The following is a 19,446-nucleotide window of genomic DNA, read 5'->3' as shown; positions in this document are numbered from 1 at the left end:
GACATGACTTATGCAGTTCATCCCAACTGATGGAAAATCACCAAAAGTCAGTATATTGTTGAACAAACCAAAAAATCCCTTGACTTTTCTTAATCACCCCAATAATCACGAAGGATACCCTTTCAACCGGGTATATCTTAGAGGATTTTAGGTGATTTTTTAAAACAAACACTTGAACAGCCACGGTTTCGCGATCTTAATCAAGGAGAATGCGCTGGAGCGCCAATTCTGCGTTCACTACGGGATCATTTCGATTTTTTTTGTATTATGGGGAAAGCGCATAGCCACGCCTATCGCGACCTGCCATTCTACTTCGATACGCCGGTAGAGCCTGTGCTTCAGGCAATCGCTGCGGCAGAAGCGGGCAAGCATGTCATTTGCGAGAAGCCGCTCGCGGTCAGTGCAAGCCAAGCAGCGGAGATGCTGCAGGCGGTAAAAAAAGCAGGCGTTATGCATATGATTTGCCATAATTATCGTTTTGCGCCTGCGATACAGCTAGCTAAGAAGCTGATTGATGGTCATATTATCGGCTACGAGCATACCTTTATTAATATGATGGAATATGATGGCGACGTTCATGGAAGGGCTGCAGAGCGGGATTAATCCTGCTCCGAACTTCGAGGACGGCTATAGAAATCAGCTCGTTATTGAAGCTGTTGAGCGTTCTGCCGAGTCGAGACAGTGGATGGATGTACCTGCAATTAGCGATTCTTTGTTGTTTTCGTAGCTTCATATAACAAAAAATGAATTGTCGGTTGACGTGCAAGGCTGTAGTGAAGAAGGATTATTCTTCTTGCTGCAGCCTAATTTTGATTATACATATGTTATAATCGCCATATTAAATAAGGTGCTGAATCCTATTTCGGGAGTATGTACCACTAGAAATATGTAATTGAGTGAGGGATAACCTGTGAATGACTTCAACAAATTCAATCGCGAGAAATGGAGCAAGATAAGAACAAAGGGCAAGCTGTCGTACGCTATTAGATGGGTGCTTTATTTATTGATTTACGTTTTAATTATTCAGGGAGTACTCATTGTACTTGGTCGTAAAAGTGTAGATCAAATCGAAATGGCGCCTATTATTTTTATTTCAGTTGTCGTGGGTGTTACTCTTTCTTTGATTCGATGGTCTGTGTTTGAGAAAAAATATAATCAGGAATAAATAAGGACGAGGTGAGTATACATGTTGGCATCCATTACCCAAGCTGAGAATGGATATTCGGTCCGTTTCGAGCGCAATTTGAAGCATGCTGTGGAGAGTGTCTGGTCGATGCTGACTGACAACGAGAAGCTCGCCCAGTGGTTCCCCGAACTGCGTGTCGCGGACCTGCGTGAAGGCGGATTAATAAAATTTGATATGCAGAATGGACATTTTGAAGAGATGGCCATCATTGAGCTCAAAGCGTTATCGGTTTTGGAGTTTACGTGGGCTGAGGATATCGTTCGTTTTGAATTATATGCAGAGCCAGAGGGCTGCCGCTTGGTATTAATCGAGAAGCTTGTCCAAATTACAGCACATACCCCTAGAGATATTGCCGGCTGGGATGTATGTTTGGATGTTATCGAGGCATTGCTGGACGGAAAAACCATTGCCTCTCGCAAGGACGTATGGAAAATGAAATACGATAAATATGTACAAGCTTTTGAAAATTTGCCTCAGGCTAAGAAATAAGTATTCAATCAGCTTGGGTTATTGGATGTGAAAGAGATGATTACAGGAATATTGGTATTTTTATTAGCTGGGTTAGCTGAAATTGGTGGGGGATACCTGATTTGGTTATGGCTGCGTGAAGGTAAGCCGATGTATTGGGGAATGGTCGGAGGCGTAGCTTTAGCACTATATGGTGTTATTGCTACATTTCAATCCTTCCCTTCGTTCGGGAGAGTCTATGCGGCGTACGGGGGCGTTTTTATAGTGATGGCCGTATTGTGGGGCTGGCTAGTCGATAAAAAAACACCTGATTTATACGACTGGATAGGTGCTGCTATTTGCTTGGTCGGTGTTTCAGTTATACTGTGGGCGCCAAGGCATTAGTATGATCTAGCTTGCTGTGTAGAATAACCATTTACAATTCAGGGAACGATTTGTTAACATATATGAAATATTGAAAAAGGCGATGACGAGAAGAGTACATAAACACATTCTTTCGCAGAGAGCCCCGGCAGCTGAAAAGGGGCAAGGAATGGTTTATCGAAACAAGTCTCTGAGCATCACATCGGAACCTGAGCAAGGGGATGCTGTGACAGGAGCTCCTGTTATAGAGCTAGAGTATAAGCATCCTTTGGTGCCGTACTTGAAGAGGTTAATATGGCGACATATTAACGAATCTGGGGTGGTACCGCGAGAAATTTCGTCCCCAAGACGCGAAGTCTTGGGGGTGGAATTTTTTTTGTTTTTTGGGACATGAAAAATCAAAGTATCGATAGCAACCCTAAATTGGAGGTTTTACAATGAGCAGCGAATTAGAGCCGAACACGGATCATTTTTTATACAAAATCATAAATGAGGATCTTCAAGCAGGCGTGTTTACACGAGAAATGTGCACGCGGTTTCCGCCTGAGCCTAATGGATACCTGCATATCGGAAGCGCCTATGCCATCCATACAAACTATACGATTGCGCAAAAGTATAATGGGAAGTTTCATTTGCGATTTGACGATACGAATCCTCTGAAGGAGGACATCGAATATGTGAATGCCATTATCGAAGATATCAATTGGCTTGGCTATAGTCCGGGCAGCCATATTTATTATGGTTCGGATTATTCAGATGCGATATATGATGCTGCAGTTGCGCTCATAAGTAAAGGAAAGGCTTATGTTTGTGAATTATCACCAGAAGAAGTTACGGAATATCGGGGGACGCTTACGGAGCCGGGCAAGGATAGCCCTTACCGAAATCGCTCCATTGATGAAAATTTAGAGCAGTTTGCGAAAATGAAAAATGGTGATTTTAAGGCCGCTTCCAAAGTATTGCGTGCCAAAATAGATATGAGTGCGCCTAATATTAATTTAAGAGATCCTGTTATTTATCGCATTATCCATGCTGAGCATTACCGGACGGGAAATAAGTGGTGCATTTATCCGATGTACGATTTTGCGCATCCGATTCAAGATGCCATCGAGGGCATTACCTACTCGTTATGCTCCATTGAGTTCAAAGACCATCGTCCTTTGTACGAATGGGTATTGGAGGAGCTGGAATTTGCTCAGCCGCCAAGGCAAAGGGAATTCGGCAGGCTGAATCTAACGGGTGTCGTGACGAGCAAGCGATATTTGAGACAGCTCGTTGAGGGCGGCTTCGTCGACGGCTGGGATGATCCAAGGCTGCCAACGATCCGTGGACTCAGGCGAAGAGGCTTTACGCCCGAGAGCATTAGAAATTTTATCGATGAGATCGGCATGATTAGAGCGCAAAATTCCGTGGATATCGCGATGCTGGAGCATGCGGCAAGACAGGATTTGAAGGCGAAGGTCAAAGGCGTAATGGCCGTCATCCATCCACTGAAAGTGGTTATTACTAATTATCCGGAGGGCCAAACCGAGCTGTTGTCCATTGATAACAATAGCGAGAACGACACGCTTGGCAAACGCAAGGTCACCTTCTCTAGAACGCTATTTATAGAGAAAGATGATTTTATGGAGCAGCCGTCCAAAGGATTTCACAGATTAGCGCCCGGAGCTGAAGTTCGGCTGATCGGTGCCTACTTCATTAAATGTGAGGAAGTCATTAAAGATGAAGCCACAGGTGAGATCATTGAGCTTCGCTGCACTTACGATCCCGAAACGAAAAGCGGAACGGGCTTTACCGGCCGGAAGGTGAAGGGGACGATCCACTGGGTTTCAGAGAGTCACGCGGCTAAGGTGGATGTCCACCTTTATGAGAGTCTGCTGCGGGGTAATGAAATCCCGAAGGATACCGATATAGCTTGGGACAGCGTCATTAATCCGAGCTCACTTCAAATCGTGAAAGATTGTAGAATTGAGCCTTTTGAGGTTCTTCCGCAGCCAGAGGATAAGTTCCAATTCGTTCGGCATGGTTATTTTTGCGTGGACAAAAAACATACAACGAATACGAAGCTAGTCTTCAATCGCATCGTACCGCTTAAGGATACGTGGAAGAAAAAATAGAGCGATAACAAGATGAAGCCTCTCATGTGGTAAAATAATACATATGGAGGCTTCTTTTTTGTGAGGCTCTACAATCGGAGAACGAGGTGATGGAGTGTTCCTGCATAAGCTTCGACCATTGATTTTGTCCGCTGTCCTATTATTTATGCTTTTACCAGAAGCAGCAAGTGCCAACGGGGGACCGCTGCATTATCCTGCGGAGGGTTATGGCAGGCTGGAGCTGGATGATCAATCGCAAGTGAGTTTGGTTCGGGAGAAGGTTGTGTTTACCTTCCGTGATATCGAAAGGTACAAAAGCCATGCGGAAGTAACGGTTCAGTATGAACTTCACAATACGTCCGATTCCGCTAAGGACTTGGAGGTTTTATTTGTAACGCCTGCAAGTGAGGCTCTTATGGTATCAGAGGGAAACAAAGAGATTAATGTGATCATGGATCCGAATGTAAAGACGGTTAATTGGCAGAATACCCTATTGAAAAATACGGTCATTGATCCAGTAAGCGGCAAGGAGCTGCGTTTATCCAATTACTCAGCGGAAATTGGTCCAGCACAAGGAGCGAGGTTCCCTTTATCTTTTGAGCCGAACGAAACGAAAAATATTGTCATCAACTATATTGAAAATGGGGGGATGTATAATAAAGGTGTAATTACGACGATTTTTTCCCATCTTTATTTTTTGACCCCAGCAGCTTTCTGGGAGGGCGAGCCGCATGTCGAGCTGGAAATACGGCTAAGCGAACCCGGTGCTGCGCTTCATTCGAATTTAGCAATGGAACAAACGGACTCCAAAACATTCAAAGCTGTTTTTAATGAATTGCCCAGCAAGGACTGGTATTTTTCTTACACGTATCCCAAAAGATTGTTGTATCCAACGAATATAGAGAAGGATCATAATCTCTTGGTGCTGGGAACAGTCGCCGCATTAACGGTAATTGCTGCAGCGCTTGCGCTGTTTTTTAGAAAAAGTATTTTATTTACGATCAGTGCATTTGGGATTTTTGCTTTTACGGTATATTATATCTCGAAAATGGGCGGTTATCCGTTTAACGCTATTTTTGTAGGGTTTGTCGACTTTGTTGTTGGCGTAGGGCTGCTTATTTGTGATATTTTAATTAGAAGAACGATTCGTAGACGTAGAGAAATGACCAAAACCATGTAATCGTCCGTCCACATCTTTTAAAAAACTCGAAATCAACGTAAACTGTAGGAAACATTAGAGGAGAGAGAGTTAAATGACAAACGAAGCATTAACCATTAATCATGAAGATCTATTGGCTGATCTAGAATACCGAGGGCTAGTACAGCAATTTACTAACCGCGAGGAATTACATAAGAAGCTTACGAGTGAACGCGTCGTGCTTTATTGCGGATTCGACCCTACAGCGGACAGCCTACACATCGGCAGCTTGCTTCCGATTTTGTGCTTGCGTCGTTTCCAGCAGGCTGGCCATATTCCACTTGCGCTAGTTGGCGGCGGAACAGGTTTAATTGGTGATCCAAGCGGCCGCTCGACGGAACGCTCGCTGAACACAGCGGATACGGTATCCGAATGGACAGAGAGCTTGAAGCGTCAGCTTTCCCGCTTTCTTGATTTCAATGCTGCGGATAATGCGGCTAAGCTCGTAAGCAACTACGATTGGATTGCGCCGCTGGATGTCATTACTTTTTTACGTGATGTAGGGAAAAACTTTACTGTAAATTACATGCTGGCGAAGGATTCGGTCGATTCCCGTCTTTCATCAGGCATCTCGTTTACCGAGTTCAGCTATATGATTTTGCAGGCGTATGACTTCCATAAGCTTCATCAAGAGCATGGCTGTTCCTTGCAAATTGGCGGCAGCGATCAATGGGGCAATATTACAGCAGGTCTTGATCTGATTGGCAAAATGGGCGGAGGCGACGCTTACGGCATGACGATGCCTCTCGTTACCAAAAGCGACGGCAAGAAATTTGGGAAATCCGAATCTGGCGCGATTTGGCTGGATCGTTCGAAGACATCGGCGTACCAGTTCTATCAGTTCTGGATCAATACTGAAGATAACGATACGATTAAATTTTTGAAATATTTCACATTCCTCTCTCGTGCAGAAATCGAAGCTTTGGAGACAGAGCTTCAGTCGCACCCAGAGAAACGGGTGGCGCAGCGTGAATTGGCGCGTGAAATTACTCGCCTTGTTCATGGACAAGAAGCGCTCGACAGCGCAGAGAAAATTACGCAGGCATTTTTCTCCGGCGATGTAAAACAGCTGAGTGAAGCTGAGCTAATTGAAGCTTTGCAGGACATGCCTACAACGGTGCTTACGAATAGAGAAGAGATTGCGCTTATGGATCTTCTAATCGAATCTGGAGCTGCACCATCTCGCCGCCAAGCGAAACAAGATATTACGAGCGGCTCGATTTCAATTAATGGCACGAAAAACACGGATGTAGAATCCATCATCGGCTCGGAGCAAAGGCTCTATGACAAATTTGTCGTGCTGCGCCGCGGCAAGAAAAATTACTTCTTGATTCGATTTGAATAGGACAAAAATAAGCCAGACTTCCGATAATGGAAGTCTGGTTTTCTTTTGAATGTTAGATCTACTTTAGGAAGTCGAGTTTACGCTCTCCGAGACCAACGTGTGGTTATCATCCAACATCAATCTCCGCGACGAGCGTCTGGCTATCCATCGATACTAAACTCCACGACCAACGTTTAGCTATTATCCGACACCAATCACTGCGACCAGCGTTTGGCTATCCTGTACATTTGCAGGAACTTCGCCCATATTGAGCTGTGATGGAGATCTATGTTGTATTCATGCAATATCTTGTTATACGATTGACCATTTTAGCTTTTTAAGTGCACCTATATTGTATAGAATGCAGTATAGCTCCATGTAAGTGTGAGAAAGCAGCTTCTATCCAGCGATTATGCAGTATAGGCAATGATAAAGGGTAGTGTAGAGGTACATATTAGCTCAGGATTAGAAAGAGGGTGCCTCTGGAGCCTATGGCTATTGACACCCTCCCCCCAAGGGCTGCGCCCTCTGAAATTCGATTAGTATTAAAGTCTGATTTGATTATGTAAGTGGCTTATGCATGTTGTATGATAGTGATGTGCGTTAACCGTTAGCGTAGAGTAAATAAGTGCAAAAGTGCACCTGTTTTTAACAAACAAGATTGAAATGATGTAAATGGGTGTACAAATACCTCTAATTGAGCAGATTTGAAGAAGATTTGGTTAAATAAGTGCATTTCTGCGCTTAGATGAAGCTGCTGCAGGCGCTGCCGCAAATGTCTTCGCATGACAGGGGAACATCTCCGTTTTCAGATGAAAGGACCTCAAATTCCACTGTAAAGTGGAGCTTGAGGTCCTTTTTCTCAAAGAAAATAAGATCTAATTAGTGCTCAAAAAAATCGCAAAATGACTTTTGAGACAGCCCCATTTTTTAAAAATAGGAGTGACTTTAATCAATGATCAAAGCAAAGCTGCTAAAGTTTAAGCACTAGTCTTTGCTAAGCTGCTCTCGGCTATCTTCCGGCGAGAACGCGCGCGGGAGAACCCGAAGGAGGTTGCGGCTGTAGCAGCGGCGAGAATGACGCCTGTAGCTCCAATCCAGCTGATAGAGGTAAGCGATACTTGCTCAACGACAACCCCGCCAAGCCCGGCTCCTGCAGCCATGCCCAGCTGAAGTACAGAGCTGTTCAAGCTTAGCATAATACCCGAAGCTTCTGGAGCTAGTGACATCAGATGGTACTGCTGAGTTGGACCGGATGACCAAGCGGTAAAGGCCCAGATCATAAGCAGAGGAAATACGATAACCGGAGACTGTCCAGCCAATGAGAGTAGAACAAGTGCTATCGTATGGAACAGCATGCCGCTGACTAATGTTCGCGGCGCTCCCCATTTATCGGTGCTGTAGCCGCCAAATTTAGACCCGATCAGGCTGGCGATACCGAATGCAAATAGTCCGATGCTCACGCCCTGTTCACTCAGCTTCGTTACGCTAAGCAGGAATGGTGAAATATAAGTGTAAACGATGGAATAACCGCCGATCCACAAGAAGGTGACCGTCAGTGCCGTTACAATTTTCGGCTGCTTCAAGAGAGCAAGCTGGCTGCGAAGTGGAACGGGCTCTTCACCATCTGTTTTTGGAATGCTGGATAAAATGAGGAGCATTGCAAGCAGGCCCAGCAGTCCGATTGCTCCGAAGATGAGATGCCAGTCGTATACAGATGCGACTACCCTGCCTAGAGGGACACCCACGATTAATGCTGTGCTAAAGCCCATAACGAGCGTCGCAATGGCACTGCCCTGTTTATCAACGGGTGCAAGCTTAGAAGCGACGGTCAAAGCGGTAACGACAAACACCCCTGTGCTGAGCGCTAGAACAATTCGGGATACGATCAAAAACTCAAATCCAGGCAAAGCAACGGCAATAAGATTGCCGATCGCGAATACACCTAATGAGTAGAGGAGCAGCTGACGCCGCTCAACACGCGCCGTAACTGCCATAAGAATCGGCGTGCCAATAGCGTAAGCTAGCGAGAAAACGGTAATCAGCTGGCCTGCTGCAGATACGGATACACCTATGTCGTCGGCTACCTTATCCAAAATACCCGCAATAATAAATTCTGACGTTCCAACCAAAAAGCTAATTATAGCCAGCATGTAAATTTTCCACGCGTTAGACATATAAAAAATACTCCTCTCTCCACTCCACTGTTTTTATATTTCTAAATCTATAGAAATATAACCTAAAAAAAATTACTCCAACAAATATGGCGCATACTTGCGAGCCATTTCGCGGTTCACACTGTAGTAGATATACGTACCGTCCTTGCGGAGATCTAGCAATCCGCTTTCCGTCAATTGCTTCAAGTGATGTGAGAGGGTAGAGCCGGCTACGGATTCCAGCTTTGTGCCAATATCGGAGCAGCATAAATTTTTCTCCTCAGTAAGCAGCAGAGCTATTTTCAGACGGGTAGGCTCACCGAGCGCCTTATATACTTTTACAGCTTGACGTACGTCCGCATGATCTTCTGTCATTGTGGCTTCACCTTTCTTGCAGTCGTTATTTCTATATTTGTAGAAATAAGATAGCATATCGATATTCGAATGTAAACAGGCAAGCATTCATTTTATTTTACAACAAGCATTTCCGTAATCGTATAAAAGAAGAAAGGAGCCGCAAGCAGCTCCTTTTCTTTCATCGCATTATAGGTTATGCGCCTTTGCCCAAGCCGCCAAAAATTTAAGCTTCCCGTCAAAGTAACCATCATCCTGCCAAGATCCCCAAACGGCGCTTCCGCCTGTATGAAGTCCGATCAGCCAAAGCTGTCTGACGGCTACGAATACGGGAATCATCGCGAGATCTTGCTCGCTTAGCGGGCGTTCCTTCGTATAGGCTTCCAGAAAAGCATCCCAGCATTCATCCTCAAAGCTCTCACTATCCGATCTGCCATGGACGCGATCCCATAAATAAACGGATAGATCATACGAGCGCCAGCCTACGCCGCAGCAGTCAAAGTCAAAGTGTGTCATGCTGCCGTCATCCGAATGAAAGACGTTCCAGCCTGCAGATCCCCGTGGCATACTCCCCAGTCATATGCACCATCCGCGGCTTCTGCAAGGCGAGCTTTCAGCCTGCCGGCTGTTTCTTGAACAAACGCTGCATCGTTCGGGCGATGCTGTAAAGACGGAAGCATCGCCCGAAGAGGCTCGTCGAGCAAATGGGCAGCATCAAGTTCAAACCGTTCATGTTTGGGCTCATAGAAATCCATGGCATGATGAAGCTGCGCTATAGCGCTTCCGTAAGCTTGGCTTGTATCGACATTAAGTTTCCCGGCCCCATCCGCATAAGAGAATAGCACAGCATAACGAGTGCCTTCCGGTGCGTCAAGCTCAGTCAACCATTCGCCATCTCGTCTTTGGATTGGATAGGAAACCGGCAGGATACAGTTTTTAAGATAGGTTAACAAATCCAGCTCAAAACGGATATCGGATTCTGCTCGCCACAAATGCTTATAAATTCGCAATATAAATTTTCCGGTATTCGTATCCACCGAATAGGTATCATTCAAGCCATTGGACACGAATTGGCTCTTTAGCGGTGTACCGATATCATATAATAAGGCCATGGCTTCAAAAAGCGTTTCCTTATGAAATACAGTATGTACGGCAGGGATTTGCAGCATGTCACAATCATCCTTTCAATGTCTTTCACATTATCTATTTATCCTATAGCAATCGTGAGCCGAAGGGGATAGAAACAATGGCTATAGTTGTTTATTACTGCTGGAAATCTCTTTGTTGGGTTTATTTGACAATGTAAGAGCAGCGGATTATTGTTAATCAGAATTGGTAAATCAACTCTGAAGCAGGAGAGGATTATGTGCAGAAAGTGGTAACGAATCATTTTCAAAGCCTGAATGAGTATGTCTATGCTATTCAACAAAGTATCGGCGCCACAGCTGCCGCAACGTATATCATTCAGAACGATGTTGTTGTAAACGAGTGGTATTCCGGTACACATGCAGCATCAGATGCGCCGAGACTCGTGGATGAAAAAACGCAGTTCAACGTAGCATCAATCCGTAAAACGTATCTAGCGCTTGCTGTCAGCTTATTAATAGAGCAAGGGAAAATAGGCAGTGTGGATGATGAAATCGGGAAGTATCTCAATGATTATAAAGATGCAGCGCGAGGGGTAACGTTGAGGCACCTGCTTACGCATACCCATGGATTAATCGAAGAGAACGGGAAGATAACAAGAGAGTTCCCTGCTGGATATGGATGGGAATACCGCAATACGGGAATTGGCATGCTTTTTCAATTAATTAGGCATATTTCGGGGCAAAACTTAAGTTCTTTTATGGCGAGTCATGTATTTAATCAATATGGGTTAAAGGAAACGGGCTGGAGAACAAAAGCAGCGGAGCAGCGTATATATAATTATTACGATGATGAAAATACGTGGGTGGGGTCAAACGATAGTGATGCGGGTGATCAAAGCAATTTGTTCGTTAGTGCGCGCGATCTAGCGATGTGGGGGCATATGCATCTTAAAAACGGCAATGTAAATGGAAAGCAGTTGCTGCCGCAAACTGTTTTTGCAAGAGCTACTTCGCTGCATACGCCACTCACTGTTCCGGCACACCTGCCTCGAAATGGTTTTATATGGTGGCTGCAAAGTGATACTCCTTTAAATCAAATTGGGGAGCATCTGCCGAGCGACGCTTATCAAGTTCTTGGAATTACAGGCTGCGCCTGTTTGGTCATTCCGAGCTGCGATGCCGTAGTGGTTCGCATGTATAACCAGCTGCAGGATTCGAGCGGGTATGATTACTTATACGACATTAGAAAGTTTGGAAATATGGCATATGATCTGCTTCGCAGTTATGGAGGTGCTCGATGATTCAAGGCAACATTATTAAGAAAACTATCACTTCCTTAAAGCAAAGATTAGAGGCGAGCGGGTTATTAAGCTTACAGCTGCGTGAAGGTGAACTATATGAGGCCAAATGTACATTTAGACCTCCTGCAAGGGAAGAAGATTTAATGCTTTTTCAGGAAAAATTGGGTTGTAAACTTCCTCAGGATTATTTGAATTTCCTTAGAATAACGAATGGCTGCTCGCTCTTTGACCATCCGGAGTACGGAGGAGAGGCCTACTTATACGGGTGGCAGGATACATTTGGAGTAACGTACGAGGAGCCTAATGAAGGTTATTTGAAAGTAGCTTACATTTATCAGGATGACATTGTTATTCATTTAAAAGCTTTTAATGAAGGCTCAGACCATTACTTAATGGTCAAAGGCCATATTGATCAATTTCATGATGCGAGGCCGCTGCATATGAATTTTGAGCAATGGTTTGATCGGTTTATCATATGTCAGGGTGAGAAATATTGGAATTGGCCCATTTATAACGCGGGAAATAATAATAGATTAAGAGACTTATAAATAGGAGGCCTAAAGAAGATGATTGAACTAAAAGCAGCAAGTGTAGATGATGGACGTGATATTTTTGACATGTTAGTAGAAATAGGCCCGGGAGAAAATGGGTTTGTGAATAGTGCGTATGATATCGATTATAGCCAATTTCCGGCATTTATTCGAAAAAATATAGCGATCTCGCAAGGTATCGATCTCTTACCCCAGCACGTTCCCCAGACTGTTTTCTGGTTATTCGTTGATTCATATCCCGTAGGCTACGGGAAGCTGAGGCATTATTTGAATGATAACTTAAAAATATCAGGCGGGCATATAGGATATACGATCAGACCAAGCAAACGAGGAAAAGGGTACGGTACGGTCATGTTAAATGAACTCCTAAAAAACGCAGAAAGCATGGGAATAAAGGATGTAATGCTGTCTTGTGTGGAAAGTAATATCGCTTCTAGAAGAGTCATTGAGTTAAATAATGGTGTATTAGAAGCTAATGAAGGTGGAAAATGCAACTACTGGATTCACATATGAGAATAGTCATCTTATCAATTTGCATATTCTAGTTTGGAAAATGGATATACAGCATTTTATTGAAGATTTTAAGCAGAAAGCGGCTTCTAAATAGTTGAACCAACTGTTATCTGATTTTAAAAAGGCAATGGCAGCTAGGACTTTTTCCATGTCCGAAGCAACCATTGCCTTTTTCGCTAAAAGGAGTCTAAAGCTTGTTATTGCAAGCTCGAGTACTGCAGTGCAATAGCTGTCAAGAAACATGCAAATGCCAAGACTGCTGCCGATGAACGAACCACATCAAGCAGCTCCCAGCGTCGGATTAGCAACTTCCAGTTGCTAGGCGGCGCGTCGGGTTTCCATTCGAGCGCACCCTTGTTGATGGGGACAGTGCCAATGAGCGTGACTAGGATGAAGATGAGTAAGGCCAGAACGCCAGCCCAGCGGAAGAACAAACCTGGCTCGGAGCCGCTCAGTACTAGCACCGCAGCTCCCGACACGGCCGTAGGTAAAAAGATAGCGGGCACCAGCACACGCAGTTTAAGTACTAGTGCTTGACGAACTTTAATTTGATACTGGTCGTCTAGACCAGCCAGAGACAAGTGCACCCCATAGCGAATGACGAGCTCTTCACCAGCAAGGATGCCTGCAAGGAATAAACTGATGAACTCTATAATGATATGATTCATAATAAGCTCTGACCCAGTGTATAAGCCGAGGGTAGGGGAGATAATAGTAGAACGATGTTAGTCACTAGGATATCCTCCTTATGGTTGTTTTCATGACGGCTCGATTACCGAGCGTTCAAACTGTGGTGAAGAAAAATTGAAATGATAACTATAAAACACACTTTACTTGCCGACAGGTAAGTTGTCAAGTATGATGAGTATGGCTAAAATGATTGAAAGGCAAGGAGTGTGACAATCATGAGTATGAGTGAGTCAGTGAAACGGACAGGCAGTGAAACAAAAGCGGAAGCTCAGCGTGTAGCTTTGGAGCTTTTCACTGCTAAAGGGTTTGAGGCAACATCACTTCGTGAGATCGCTGAGCAACTCGGGATCAGCAAGGCTGCGCTATACTACCATTTCAAAAGCAAAAATGACATCGTAAATTCAATGATGTCCTCCCGCGGTAACGAGGCGGCTGAACTTCTCGCATGGGCCGTCAGCCAAGAATCGAGTCCAGACCTTCTGGAGCGCACGGTGCTTCGTTGGGTGGATTCTACTTCTGTAGACAAGCTGCGCGGCATCCGCTTCGTAAATGCGAATCCCAATCTCATGCGGAGCGTGGTTAGCAATCCCGGTGGTCAAATCCGTGACAGCCTTGGGGCAGTGGCTGAGCTTGTGGCTGGCAAGGATGCTGATCCTACACGGAAATTACTTGTAAGAATGGCCTTTCTCAGTATTAACTCGGCACTGTTGGCCGCCAGTGGAACGGAGCGTACGGACGAAGAAATTGTTGCAGCCGCGAGAGAAATGGCATTAGCTCTTCTTAACCGCCTTCGCGAATAGCTGATAGATGAGTGTTACTGGTTTTTAGCACTTGGAAATTTATGATTGTTATATTCAATATAGGATAGTGAAATGATCACAGGCTGCCGACAAAGTCGGTAGCTTATTCATTTTAACGTTTGTAACGAACCTAACCATTATTTGACTTCATTTCTCTATAAATTATATGTTGTCAGAAGAAAATAGAGTTGTAGACTGACGTTGCTTCATTAAGCTAACGGTGAGGATACCCTAGTGATATACTTTCAGTGGAGGAACTCTGGTATAAACATTCTCTCGGAAAAGGGTGCAGTGCATGAACAAAACGGATCGTTTGTTAGCCATAGTGCTTGAGCTGCAGCGTAACGAAGTGTTACGAGCCGAGGATTTAGCCGCTACATTTGAAACAAGCGTGAGAACCATTTACAGGGATATTCAGGCTTTAAGTGAGGCCGGCGTATCCGTGATAGGAGCGCCAGGGCAGGGATACTCCCTAATGGAGGGGTATTTCCTACCGCCAGTCAGTTTCACGGTGGAAGAAGCAGTGACGTTACTCATCGGGACAGATTTTATCGAGCAATGGTTTGATGTTCACTATGGCAGTAAGTCTCGAACTTCAAGAGGGAAGATTGAGGCCATCCTGCCGGAACCGATCCGCAGCGAGGCATCCCGGATTCGCAAGAGCTTTCGTTTGCTTGCTTCCGTTGAAGATATAGCACGAATACAAGAGAAGGCATACTTGGAAGCGATTCGTCGAGCGATTCTGGAGGAAAGAAAAATAAGATTCCGCTATTCCAAAAGAATTGCCGAGGCTGATGGGAACCGCCAAAGTGTTCGTACGGTTGCTCCTTATGGACTTGTGCTTCTTCAAGGGTCATGGGTACTCGTTGCACAGTGTGAATTGCGTCAAAACATCCGTCATTTTCGGTTGTCCCGGATGTCGGAGCTTATCGAGCTGGAAGATAGATTTATGTTGCCAGCAGATTTCAATTTAGATGTATACCAGCCTCCAGACGATCGCAACGTTCGTGTGCGCATATGTGTCCAACCTGACATTGCCGATAGGGTAAGGGAATCGAACAACTTCTATATAGAAACCATAGAGAATCATACCGAAGGGCTGCTGGTGACCTTACGTGTTCGGCAGCCTGAGGAATTGCTGCATTGGGTGCTCAGCTGGGGAGGCGGAGTGGTTGTGCTGGAGCCGGAATCCTTCCGACATCGGGTTAGAAACGAACTGAAAAAAACGTTAAAACGCTACTGACATAATGGTGTCAGTAGCGTTTTTGTATACTTAGAAAAAAGATGATTAGAGGCGATGATAGACGATGATTACAACAAAGTTAGCATTAAAACGATTTGAGGAAACTGCGGCACATTATATTCATGAACTGGATCAATTCAGTCTGGAGCAGCTGAAGCAAAAGCAAAGTGAAAACGAGTGGTCAATCGGACAGATGTTTCAACATCTCATTAGCTCGGCGCTTTATATGCAGCTTCGTAATCTTGATCAATGCCTGATGCCAAGCCAAGATCCCACGGTACCTGGAACGGAAAAAACCGAGGTTGGTGTGGCTATATTTTCTCAAGGAAGCTTTCCGCCCATTCGTATTCATGTTCCGCCTTCCCCACAATATACTCCGGAGCAGCCGGAAAGCAAAGAGCAGCTAATTCAAGGCTTACACACTGTCATCCAGAGAATGAAGGACATTGAACCTACCCTTGAAAAAGTGTCCAAACAACATAAAGTGTCCCATCCGAGATTCGGCGGATTGTGTGCGGAGGAATGGTTTCTGCTTGTTGAAATGCACTACCGTCATCATCTTCTGCAGCTGGACCGCTTAAAACAAGGATTGGTAAGGGAAGCGACATAAACATTTATTAAAAAAGGAAAGGATTTCGAGGCATGCAAATGGATGAAATAAGCGAGCAAAGCCGCTTCTGGATTGGTGTTGTGTCCGCGTCCCATGTGAAATGTGGAGAGTCGGGGGGATTCGCTCAGCTCTGTCACGGCAAGTCAGCACCTTTACGTAAGATGCGAGCAGGCGATTGGTTGATCTACTATTCCCCGCGAACAGAAATGAGGAAAGGGGCACCACTCCAAGCGTTTACCGCTATCGGGGAAGTGGATGATGATATAGTCTACGAATATCAGATGTCAGAATCATTTGTGCCATTACGCAGAAATATCCGCTATATTTCATGCCGTGAGGTACAGATTAGAGGTCTTTTAGAAAAGCTTAGCTTCACTCGCGGGAACCGAAATTGGGGGTATTCCTTCCGCTACGGTCATTTTGAGATTGGTCGAGAGGACTTTTTGACAATTGCCAGTGCGATGCTAAAATGAGCGGATAGAAAGTTCATAAAACAGCGACACTCTAGGACTTTATTTTCATATCCTAGGCTGTCGCTGTTTCAATTTCTGAGGTGCTTTGTTATAGGTTGTATCTATTTTTCCTATATAAACTAGATATTGGAAACGGTTTAGGTTCTCTATTATTATGAAATTAAACCTATAGAATTCATGAGATGAGGATAGAAATGAAGCAGAAATGGCAATGTGCAGTAGACAAAACAATTCATCTAACAGCACAGGAACGAAATAAATTAGAGCAAACGTTCGAAAGCTATATGATCTGCCTAATGTTGTATGTACACCACATCTTGCCTATTATACAAATGAAACGATTTCGGATATGAATCAACAACTATTGGATCAAGCTATTGAATAATTTAATAATCTGTATGCTATGGATTGACGTTTCTTAATGAAAGGAGTGGAGTAAAATGAATCCTTTTATCGAACAATTGTTACATTCTAATCAAATGGAAATAGAATTAACGGAAGACATATTATTTGAAATTTACAATGAAGCTAAGAATACGGATGGGGAGGAGGAGGTTTGGAAAAACCTGATCTCGTTATACGATAAACCTCTCCCGAAACAAATCGCTTTTTCCCTTATAGATAGGAATATTGCTATTATGGATTTAGGTCACTCCAAACAAGACTACGATGTCTTGTGGAGATTAGCAGAGATCGTAGACGAAGCCTTATTGACACTAGCGATAGACGTCTACACTCAACTATCCTTTAGCCATGAAGAAATGGAGCTGCTGTTTAACAAATACGATTATCATAAATGGATGATGGAGAGCTTGATTTATAAACAGCCGTCATCACCTGAAAAGCGAAGATTGCTCGAAGCGGCTATAAACAGGAATATGGATGCAGATTCATTGCAAAGATTGCTTACTGTGGTGGACACTGCTAAATATGCGAACCGCAATGATTTAACACTTGAAGAGTTTCAATCCCTTTTTGAGACAAAAGAGCCCTATGTTTGGCTGTCATTATCCCAAAACGCCAACACTCCAGTACATATTTTAAACAAATTATTAGAAGCGACAAGCATAAAAAATGCAAGAGCAATAAGGCAATCAGCAAATGTAAATCTTCAAGGAAAACGCGATAACAATAATGAGGTGATAACGTGAGAATTAGAACGGCAGCTAGGGCAGTCATTATAAAAGACGAGCAATTGCTCGTCTTACGGAGGGCTGGTGTCCAAGGAGAATTTTATGTTCTCCCAGGAGGAGGGCAGGAACATGGTGAAAGTATCCATGAAACGTTGAAGAGAGAAGTATTAGAAGAGGTAAGTTTAAAGGTTGAAATTGAACAATTACTTTTTATTAATGAGTTTATCGCAAAAAGAGATTCATCGTTTTTTGAATTAGAACCGGATGTTCATCAAATTGATTTTACGTTTTTGTGTGCTATTACGTCCGACAATGAAGCATCGGTCGGTGAAACACCAGACCTTCATCAGATTGGCATAGCATGGATTCCATTGCATGAGATAACCGACTATAGTTTGCATCCCGATAATGACTTGAATTTTATTATGGGAGCGCCAACGAGAAATGTATTGTCACAATGGATTTCTAATCCTAACCATATGGAAATCCCTATGTTTATTGAAGGTTAATTAAAGAATGGGGGGTGAGCATATGAATGATTTACGTTATCCAATCGGGCAATTTGAACTCATACAGCATGCAACGACCGAGCTTCGGCAAAGCTGGATTGAGGATGTGTCGCAAATATCTCCGACTCTGCGGCACACGGTACAAAATTTAACGTCTGAGCAGCTGCTTTTACAATACCGTCCGGGCAGTTGGACCGTCAGGCAGGTTGTTCACCATATGGCTGACAACGATATGAATGCTTTTATCCGTTTCAAGAGAGCGCTAACGGAGAATAATCCCACGGCTAGCTCGTATAGAGAAAATTTATGGGCGGAATTAAGCGATTATGAAACACCGCTCGAAACATCGCTGAATCTCCTAGAATCCATTCATGGTCGGTTTACAGCAATTCTCCGATCTTTACAATCATCCGATTTTCAACGAACGTTTACAAGTCCAACTCATGGCGCCATGAGTCTTGATGCTGCGCTTCAACGATTCATTTGGCATAATCGGCATCATACTGCACAGATCGTTTCCATATTTTAAAAAAAGGAGAATCAGGCATGAATAAAATTATTGCCATTACAGGTGCCTCATCCGGAATAGGTCTTGCAACAGCATTAAAATTTGCTGAAGAGGGATGGATCGTCTACGCTGGAACTCGGCATGCAGAACGTGATCAAACAAAGTATAGCGATCAGCCAAATTTCCATTTCATTGAAATGGAAGTAACTAAACCGGAATCATTAGAGCAGGCATTTGAGGTCATTAAGCAAAAACACGGTTATATGGATGTTTTATTTTGCAACGCAGGATTTGGGCTATTACGTGCACTAGGTCAAGCTACTTTCGAGGAAATTCAAGCTGTTTTTGATACGAATGTGTACGGGGTTATGCATACGATTCGAGCGGGTTTGCCACTCCTTCGCAAATCAAACTCTGGGCATTTGATCGCAACGACGAGCGTAGGCGGATTGGTCGGACAACCATTAAATGAAATTTATTGCGCAAGCAAGTTTGCAGTTGAAGGGTTGTTGGAGAGCTTAGCGACCTACTACAAGCCTGCATTTAATATTGATGTGACTCTGCTGGAGCCTGGAGCAATTGGGACCCATTTCAACAATACTGTTTTTGCACATATTGAAAAAACAGGCGGTATTCCAGATGATGAATATAAACAAACGTATGACACCATTATTAATACCTTTTCCAAGCGAAACTCCGTTCCTCAAACTTCTGAATCTGTTGCTGATGTTGTGCTTCAGTTAGTAAATATGGAGACGAAGCCGCTGCGCATTCGTACATCCGATAAAGCTGAAGCGTTTGTACAATATAAAGTAAGCAACGATCCTACGGGGCTGGAGGGCATGCTGAATACCCGTAAACTTCAATTAGAAATGTAATATA

At 44.0% G+C, this 19,446-nt stretch carries 23 protein-coding genes, 1 pseudogene and 1 other annotated feature; of the genes and pseudogenes, 19 read left to right on the top strand and 5 right to left on the bottom strand.

Annotated elements, in window-relative coordinates:
* Positions 1-267: 267 nt before the first annotated feature.
* From AC1DOV_RS23670 to tyrS, 8 genes and pseudogenes are all read left to right on the top strand, one after another.
* Positions 268-531: pseudogene (locus AC1DOV_RS23670) on the top strand (Gfo/Idh/MocA family protein); the annotation flags it as partial.
* Between the two features lie 46 nt (positions 532-577).
* A complete protein-coding gene (locus tag AC1DOV_RS23665; RefSeq protein WP_477551229.1) occupies positions 578-727 on the top strand; it encodes a hypothetical protein in 150 nt (49 codons plus the stop codon).
* Positions 728-910: 183 nt separating this feature from the next.
* On the top strand, positions 911-1,165 hold the full coding sequence (locus AC1DOV_RS23660; RefSeq protein WP_441880783.1) for a hypothetical protein: 255 nt from the start codon (positions 911-913) through the stop codon (positions 1,163-1,165).
* Positions 1,166-1,186: 21 nt separating this feature from the next.
* Positions 1,187-1,675, top strand: a complete 489-nt coding sequence (locus tag AC1DOV_RS23655) for an SRPBCC family protein (protein WP_477551228.1) — start codon at positions 1,187-1,189, stop codon at positions 1,673-1,675.
* Between the two features lie 36 nt (positions 1,676-1,711).
* Positions 1,712-2,038: a YnfA family protein gene (locus tag AC1DOV_RS23650; protein ID WP_076267312.1), complete on the top strand. Its 327-nt coding sequence runs from the start codon at positions 1,712-1,714 to the stop codon at positions 2,036-2,038.
* 73 nt (positions 2,039-2,111) lie between these two features.
* Positions 2,112-2,365 (top strand) — a binding site (T-box leader).
* 89 nt (positions 2,366-2,454) lie between these two features.
* Positions 2,455-4,134 (top strand): glutamine--tRNA ligase/YqeY domain fusion protein, encoded by a 1,680-nt coding sequence (locus AC1DOV_RS23645; RefSeq protein ID WP_477509887.1) that lies wholly within the window; start codon positions 2,455-2,457, stop codon positions 4,132-4,134.
* Positions 4,135-4,228: 94 nt separating this feature from the next.
* A complete protein-coding gene (locus AC1DOV_RS23640) occupies positions 4,229-5,293 on the top strand; it encodes a hypothetical protein (RefSeq protein ID WP_477527940.1) in 1,065 nt (354 codons plus the stop codon).
* A gap of 73 nt (positions 5,294-5,366) precedes the next feature.
* The gene (gene tyrS, locus AC1DOV_RS23635) at positions 5,367-6,656 is read left to right on the top strand and encodes a tyrosine--tRNA ligase (protein WP_477551227.1); all 1,290 of its coding nucleotides are present in this window, start codon (positions 5,367-5,369) and stop codon (positions 6,654-6,656) included.
* A 959-nt stretch (positions 6,657-7,615) separates the two neighbouring features.
* On the opposite strand, the gene AC1DOV_RS23630 is transcribed toward tyrS, so the two are convergent.
* The 4 genes from AC1DOV_RS23630 to AC1DOV_RS23615 form a co-directional block, all read right to left on the bottom strand.
* Positions 7,616-8,812, bottom strand: coding sequence for an MFS transporter (locus AC1DOV_RS23630; RefSeq protein WP_477551226.1), 1,197 nt, complete (start codon positions 8,810-8,812; stop codon positions 7,616-7,618).
* Positions 8,813-8,884: 72 nt separating this feature from the next.
* Positions 8,885-9,166, bottom strand: a complete 282-nt coding sequence (locus AC1DOV_RS23625; protein ID WP_054025100.1) for an ArsR/SmtB family transcription factor — start codon at positions 9,164-9,166, stop codon at positions 8,885-8,887.
* 168 nt (positions 9,167-9,334) lie between these two features.
* Entirely contained in the window at positions 9,335-9,661 is a 327-nt protein-coding gene (locus tag AC1DOV_RS23620) for a hypothetical protein (RefSeq protein ID WP_477551225.1), read from the bottom strand.
* A complete protein-coding gene (locus tag AC1DOV_RS23615) occupies positions 9,658-10,314 on the bottom strand; it encodes a phosphotransferase (protein WP_477551224.1) in 657 nt (218 codons plus the stop codon). Before AC1DOV_RS23615 ends, AC1DOV_RS23620 begins: the two co-directional genes overlap by 4 nt.
* Positions 10,315-10,511: 197 nt before the next feature.
* Here AC1DOV_RS23615 and AC1DOV_RS23610 point away from each other — a divergent pair, with 197 nt between their 5' ends.
* The 3 genes from AC1DOV_RS23610 to AC1DOV_RS23600 are packed head-to-tail and all read left to right on the top strand — an operon-like array spanning position 10,512 to position 12,598.
* On the top strand, positions 10,512-11,534 hold the full coding sequence (locus tag AC1DOV_RS23610; RefSeq protein WP_477551223.1) for a serine hydrolase domain-containing protein: 1,023 nt from the start codon (positions 10,512-10,514) through the stop codon (positions 11,532-11,534).
* Positions 11,531-12,082, top strand: a complete 552-nt coding sequence (locus tag AC1DOV_RS23605) for an SMI1/KNR4 family protein (protein ID WP_477509881.1) — start codon at positions 11,531-11,533, stop codon at positions 12,080-12,082. Before AC1DOV_RS23610 ends, AC1DOV_RS23605 begins: the two co-directional genes overlap by 4 nt.
* 18 nt (positions 12,083-12,100) lie before the next feature.
* Positions 12,101-12,598, top strand: a complete 498-nt coding sequence (locus AC1DOV_RS23600) for a GNAT family N-acetyltransferase (protein ID WP_477509880.1) — start codon at positions 12,101-12,103, stop codon at positions 12,596-12,598.
* A gap of 197 nt (positions 12,599-12,795) precedes the next feature.
* On the opposite strand, the gene AC1DOV_RS23595 is transcribed toward AC1DOV_RS23600, so the two are convergent.
* On the bottom strand, positions 12,796-13,266 hold the full coding sequence (locus AC1DOV_RS23595) for an anthrone oxygenase family protein (protein ID WP_477551222.1): 471 nt from the start codon (positions 13,264-13,266) through the stop codon (positions 12,796-12,798).
* 237 nt (positions 13,267-13,503) lie between these two features.
* On the opposite strand from AC1DOV_RS23595, the gene AC1DOV_RS23590 reads away from it, so the two are divergent.
* The 8 genes from AC1DOV_RS23590 (at position 13,504) to AC1DOV_RS23555 (ending at position 19,442) form a co-directional block, all read left to right on the top strand.
* Complete coding sequence (locus tag AC1DOV_RS23590) at positions 13,504-14,088, top strand: TetR/AcrR family transcriptional regulator (RefSeq protein WP_477509878.1); 585 nt, start codon at positions 13,504-13,506, stop codon at positions 14,086-14,088.
* 295 nt (positions 14,089-14,383) lie between these two features.
* Positions 14,384-15,331 carry a helix-turn-helix transcriptional regulator gene (locus AC1DOV_RS23585; RefSeq protein WP_477527938.1) on the top strand — a complete coding sequence of 316 codons (948 nt, stop codon included), beginning with the start codon at positions 14,384-14,386 and terminating at the stop codon, positions 15,329-15,331.
* Between the two features lie 67 nt (positions 15,332-15,398).
* On the top strand, positions 15,399-15,941 hold the full coding sequence (locus AC1DOV_RS23580) for a DinB family protein (protein ID WP_477509961.1): 543 nt from the start codon (positions 15,399-15,401) through the stop codon (positions 15,939-15,941).
* Positions 15,942-15,979: 38 nt separating this feature from the next.
* Positions 15,980-16,414: an EVE domain-containing protein gene (locus AC1DOV_RS23575; protein ID WP_477509876.1), complete on the top strand. Its 435-nt coding sequence runs from the start codon at positions 15,980-15,982 to the stop codon at positions 16,412-16,414.
* Between the two features lie 440 nt (positions 16,415-16,854).
* Entirely contained in the window at positions 16,855-17,565 is a 711-nt protein-coding gene (locus AC1DOV_RS23570; RefSeq protein ID WP_477528806.1) for a hypothetical protein, read from the top strand.
* Positions 17,562-18,056 (top strand): NUDIX domain-containing protein, encoded by a 495-nt coding sequence (locus AC1DOV_RS23565; RefSeq protein ID WP_477509874.1) that lies wholly within the window; start codon positions 17,562-17,564, stop codon positions 18,054-18,056. The genes AC1DOV_RS23570 and AC1DOV_RS23565 overlap by 4 nt, the downstream gene beginning before the upstream one ends.
* Before the next feature lie 22 nt (positions 18,057-18,078).
* On the top strand, positions 18,079-18,585 hold the full coding sequence (locus tag AC1DOV_RS23560; protein ID WP_477509873.1) for a YfiT family bacillithiol transferase: 507 nt from the start codon (positions 18,079-18,081) through the stop codon (positions 18,583-18,585).
* Between the two features lie 17 nt (positions 18,586-18,602).
* Positions 18,603-19,442, top strand: coding sequence for an SDR family oxidoreductase (locus AC1DOV_RS23555; protein WP_477509872.1), 840 nt, complete (start codon positions 18,603-18,605; stop codon positions 19,440-19,442).
* Positions 19,443-19,446: the final 4 nt, after the last annotated feature.

Source organism: Paenibacillus sp. 01T47, assembly GCF_056398245.1.
Note: the sequence above shows the minus strand (reverse complement) of the source record. Positions and strands in the feature narration are given on the sequence as shown.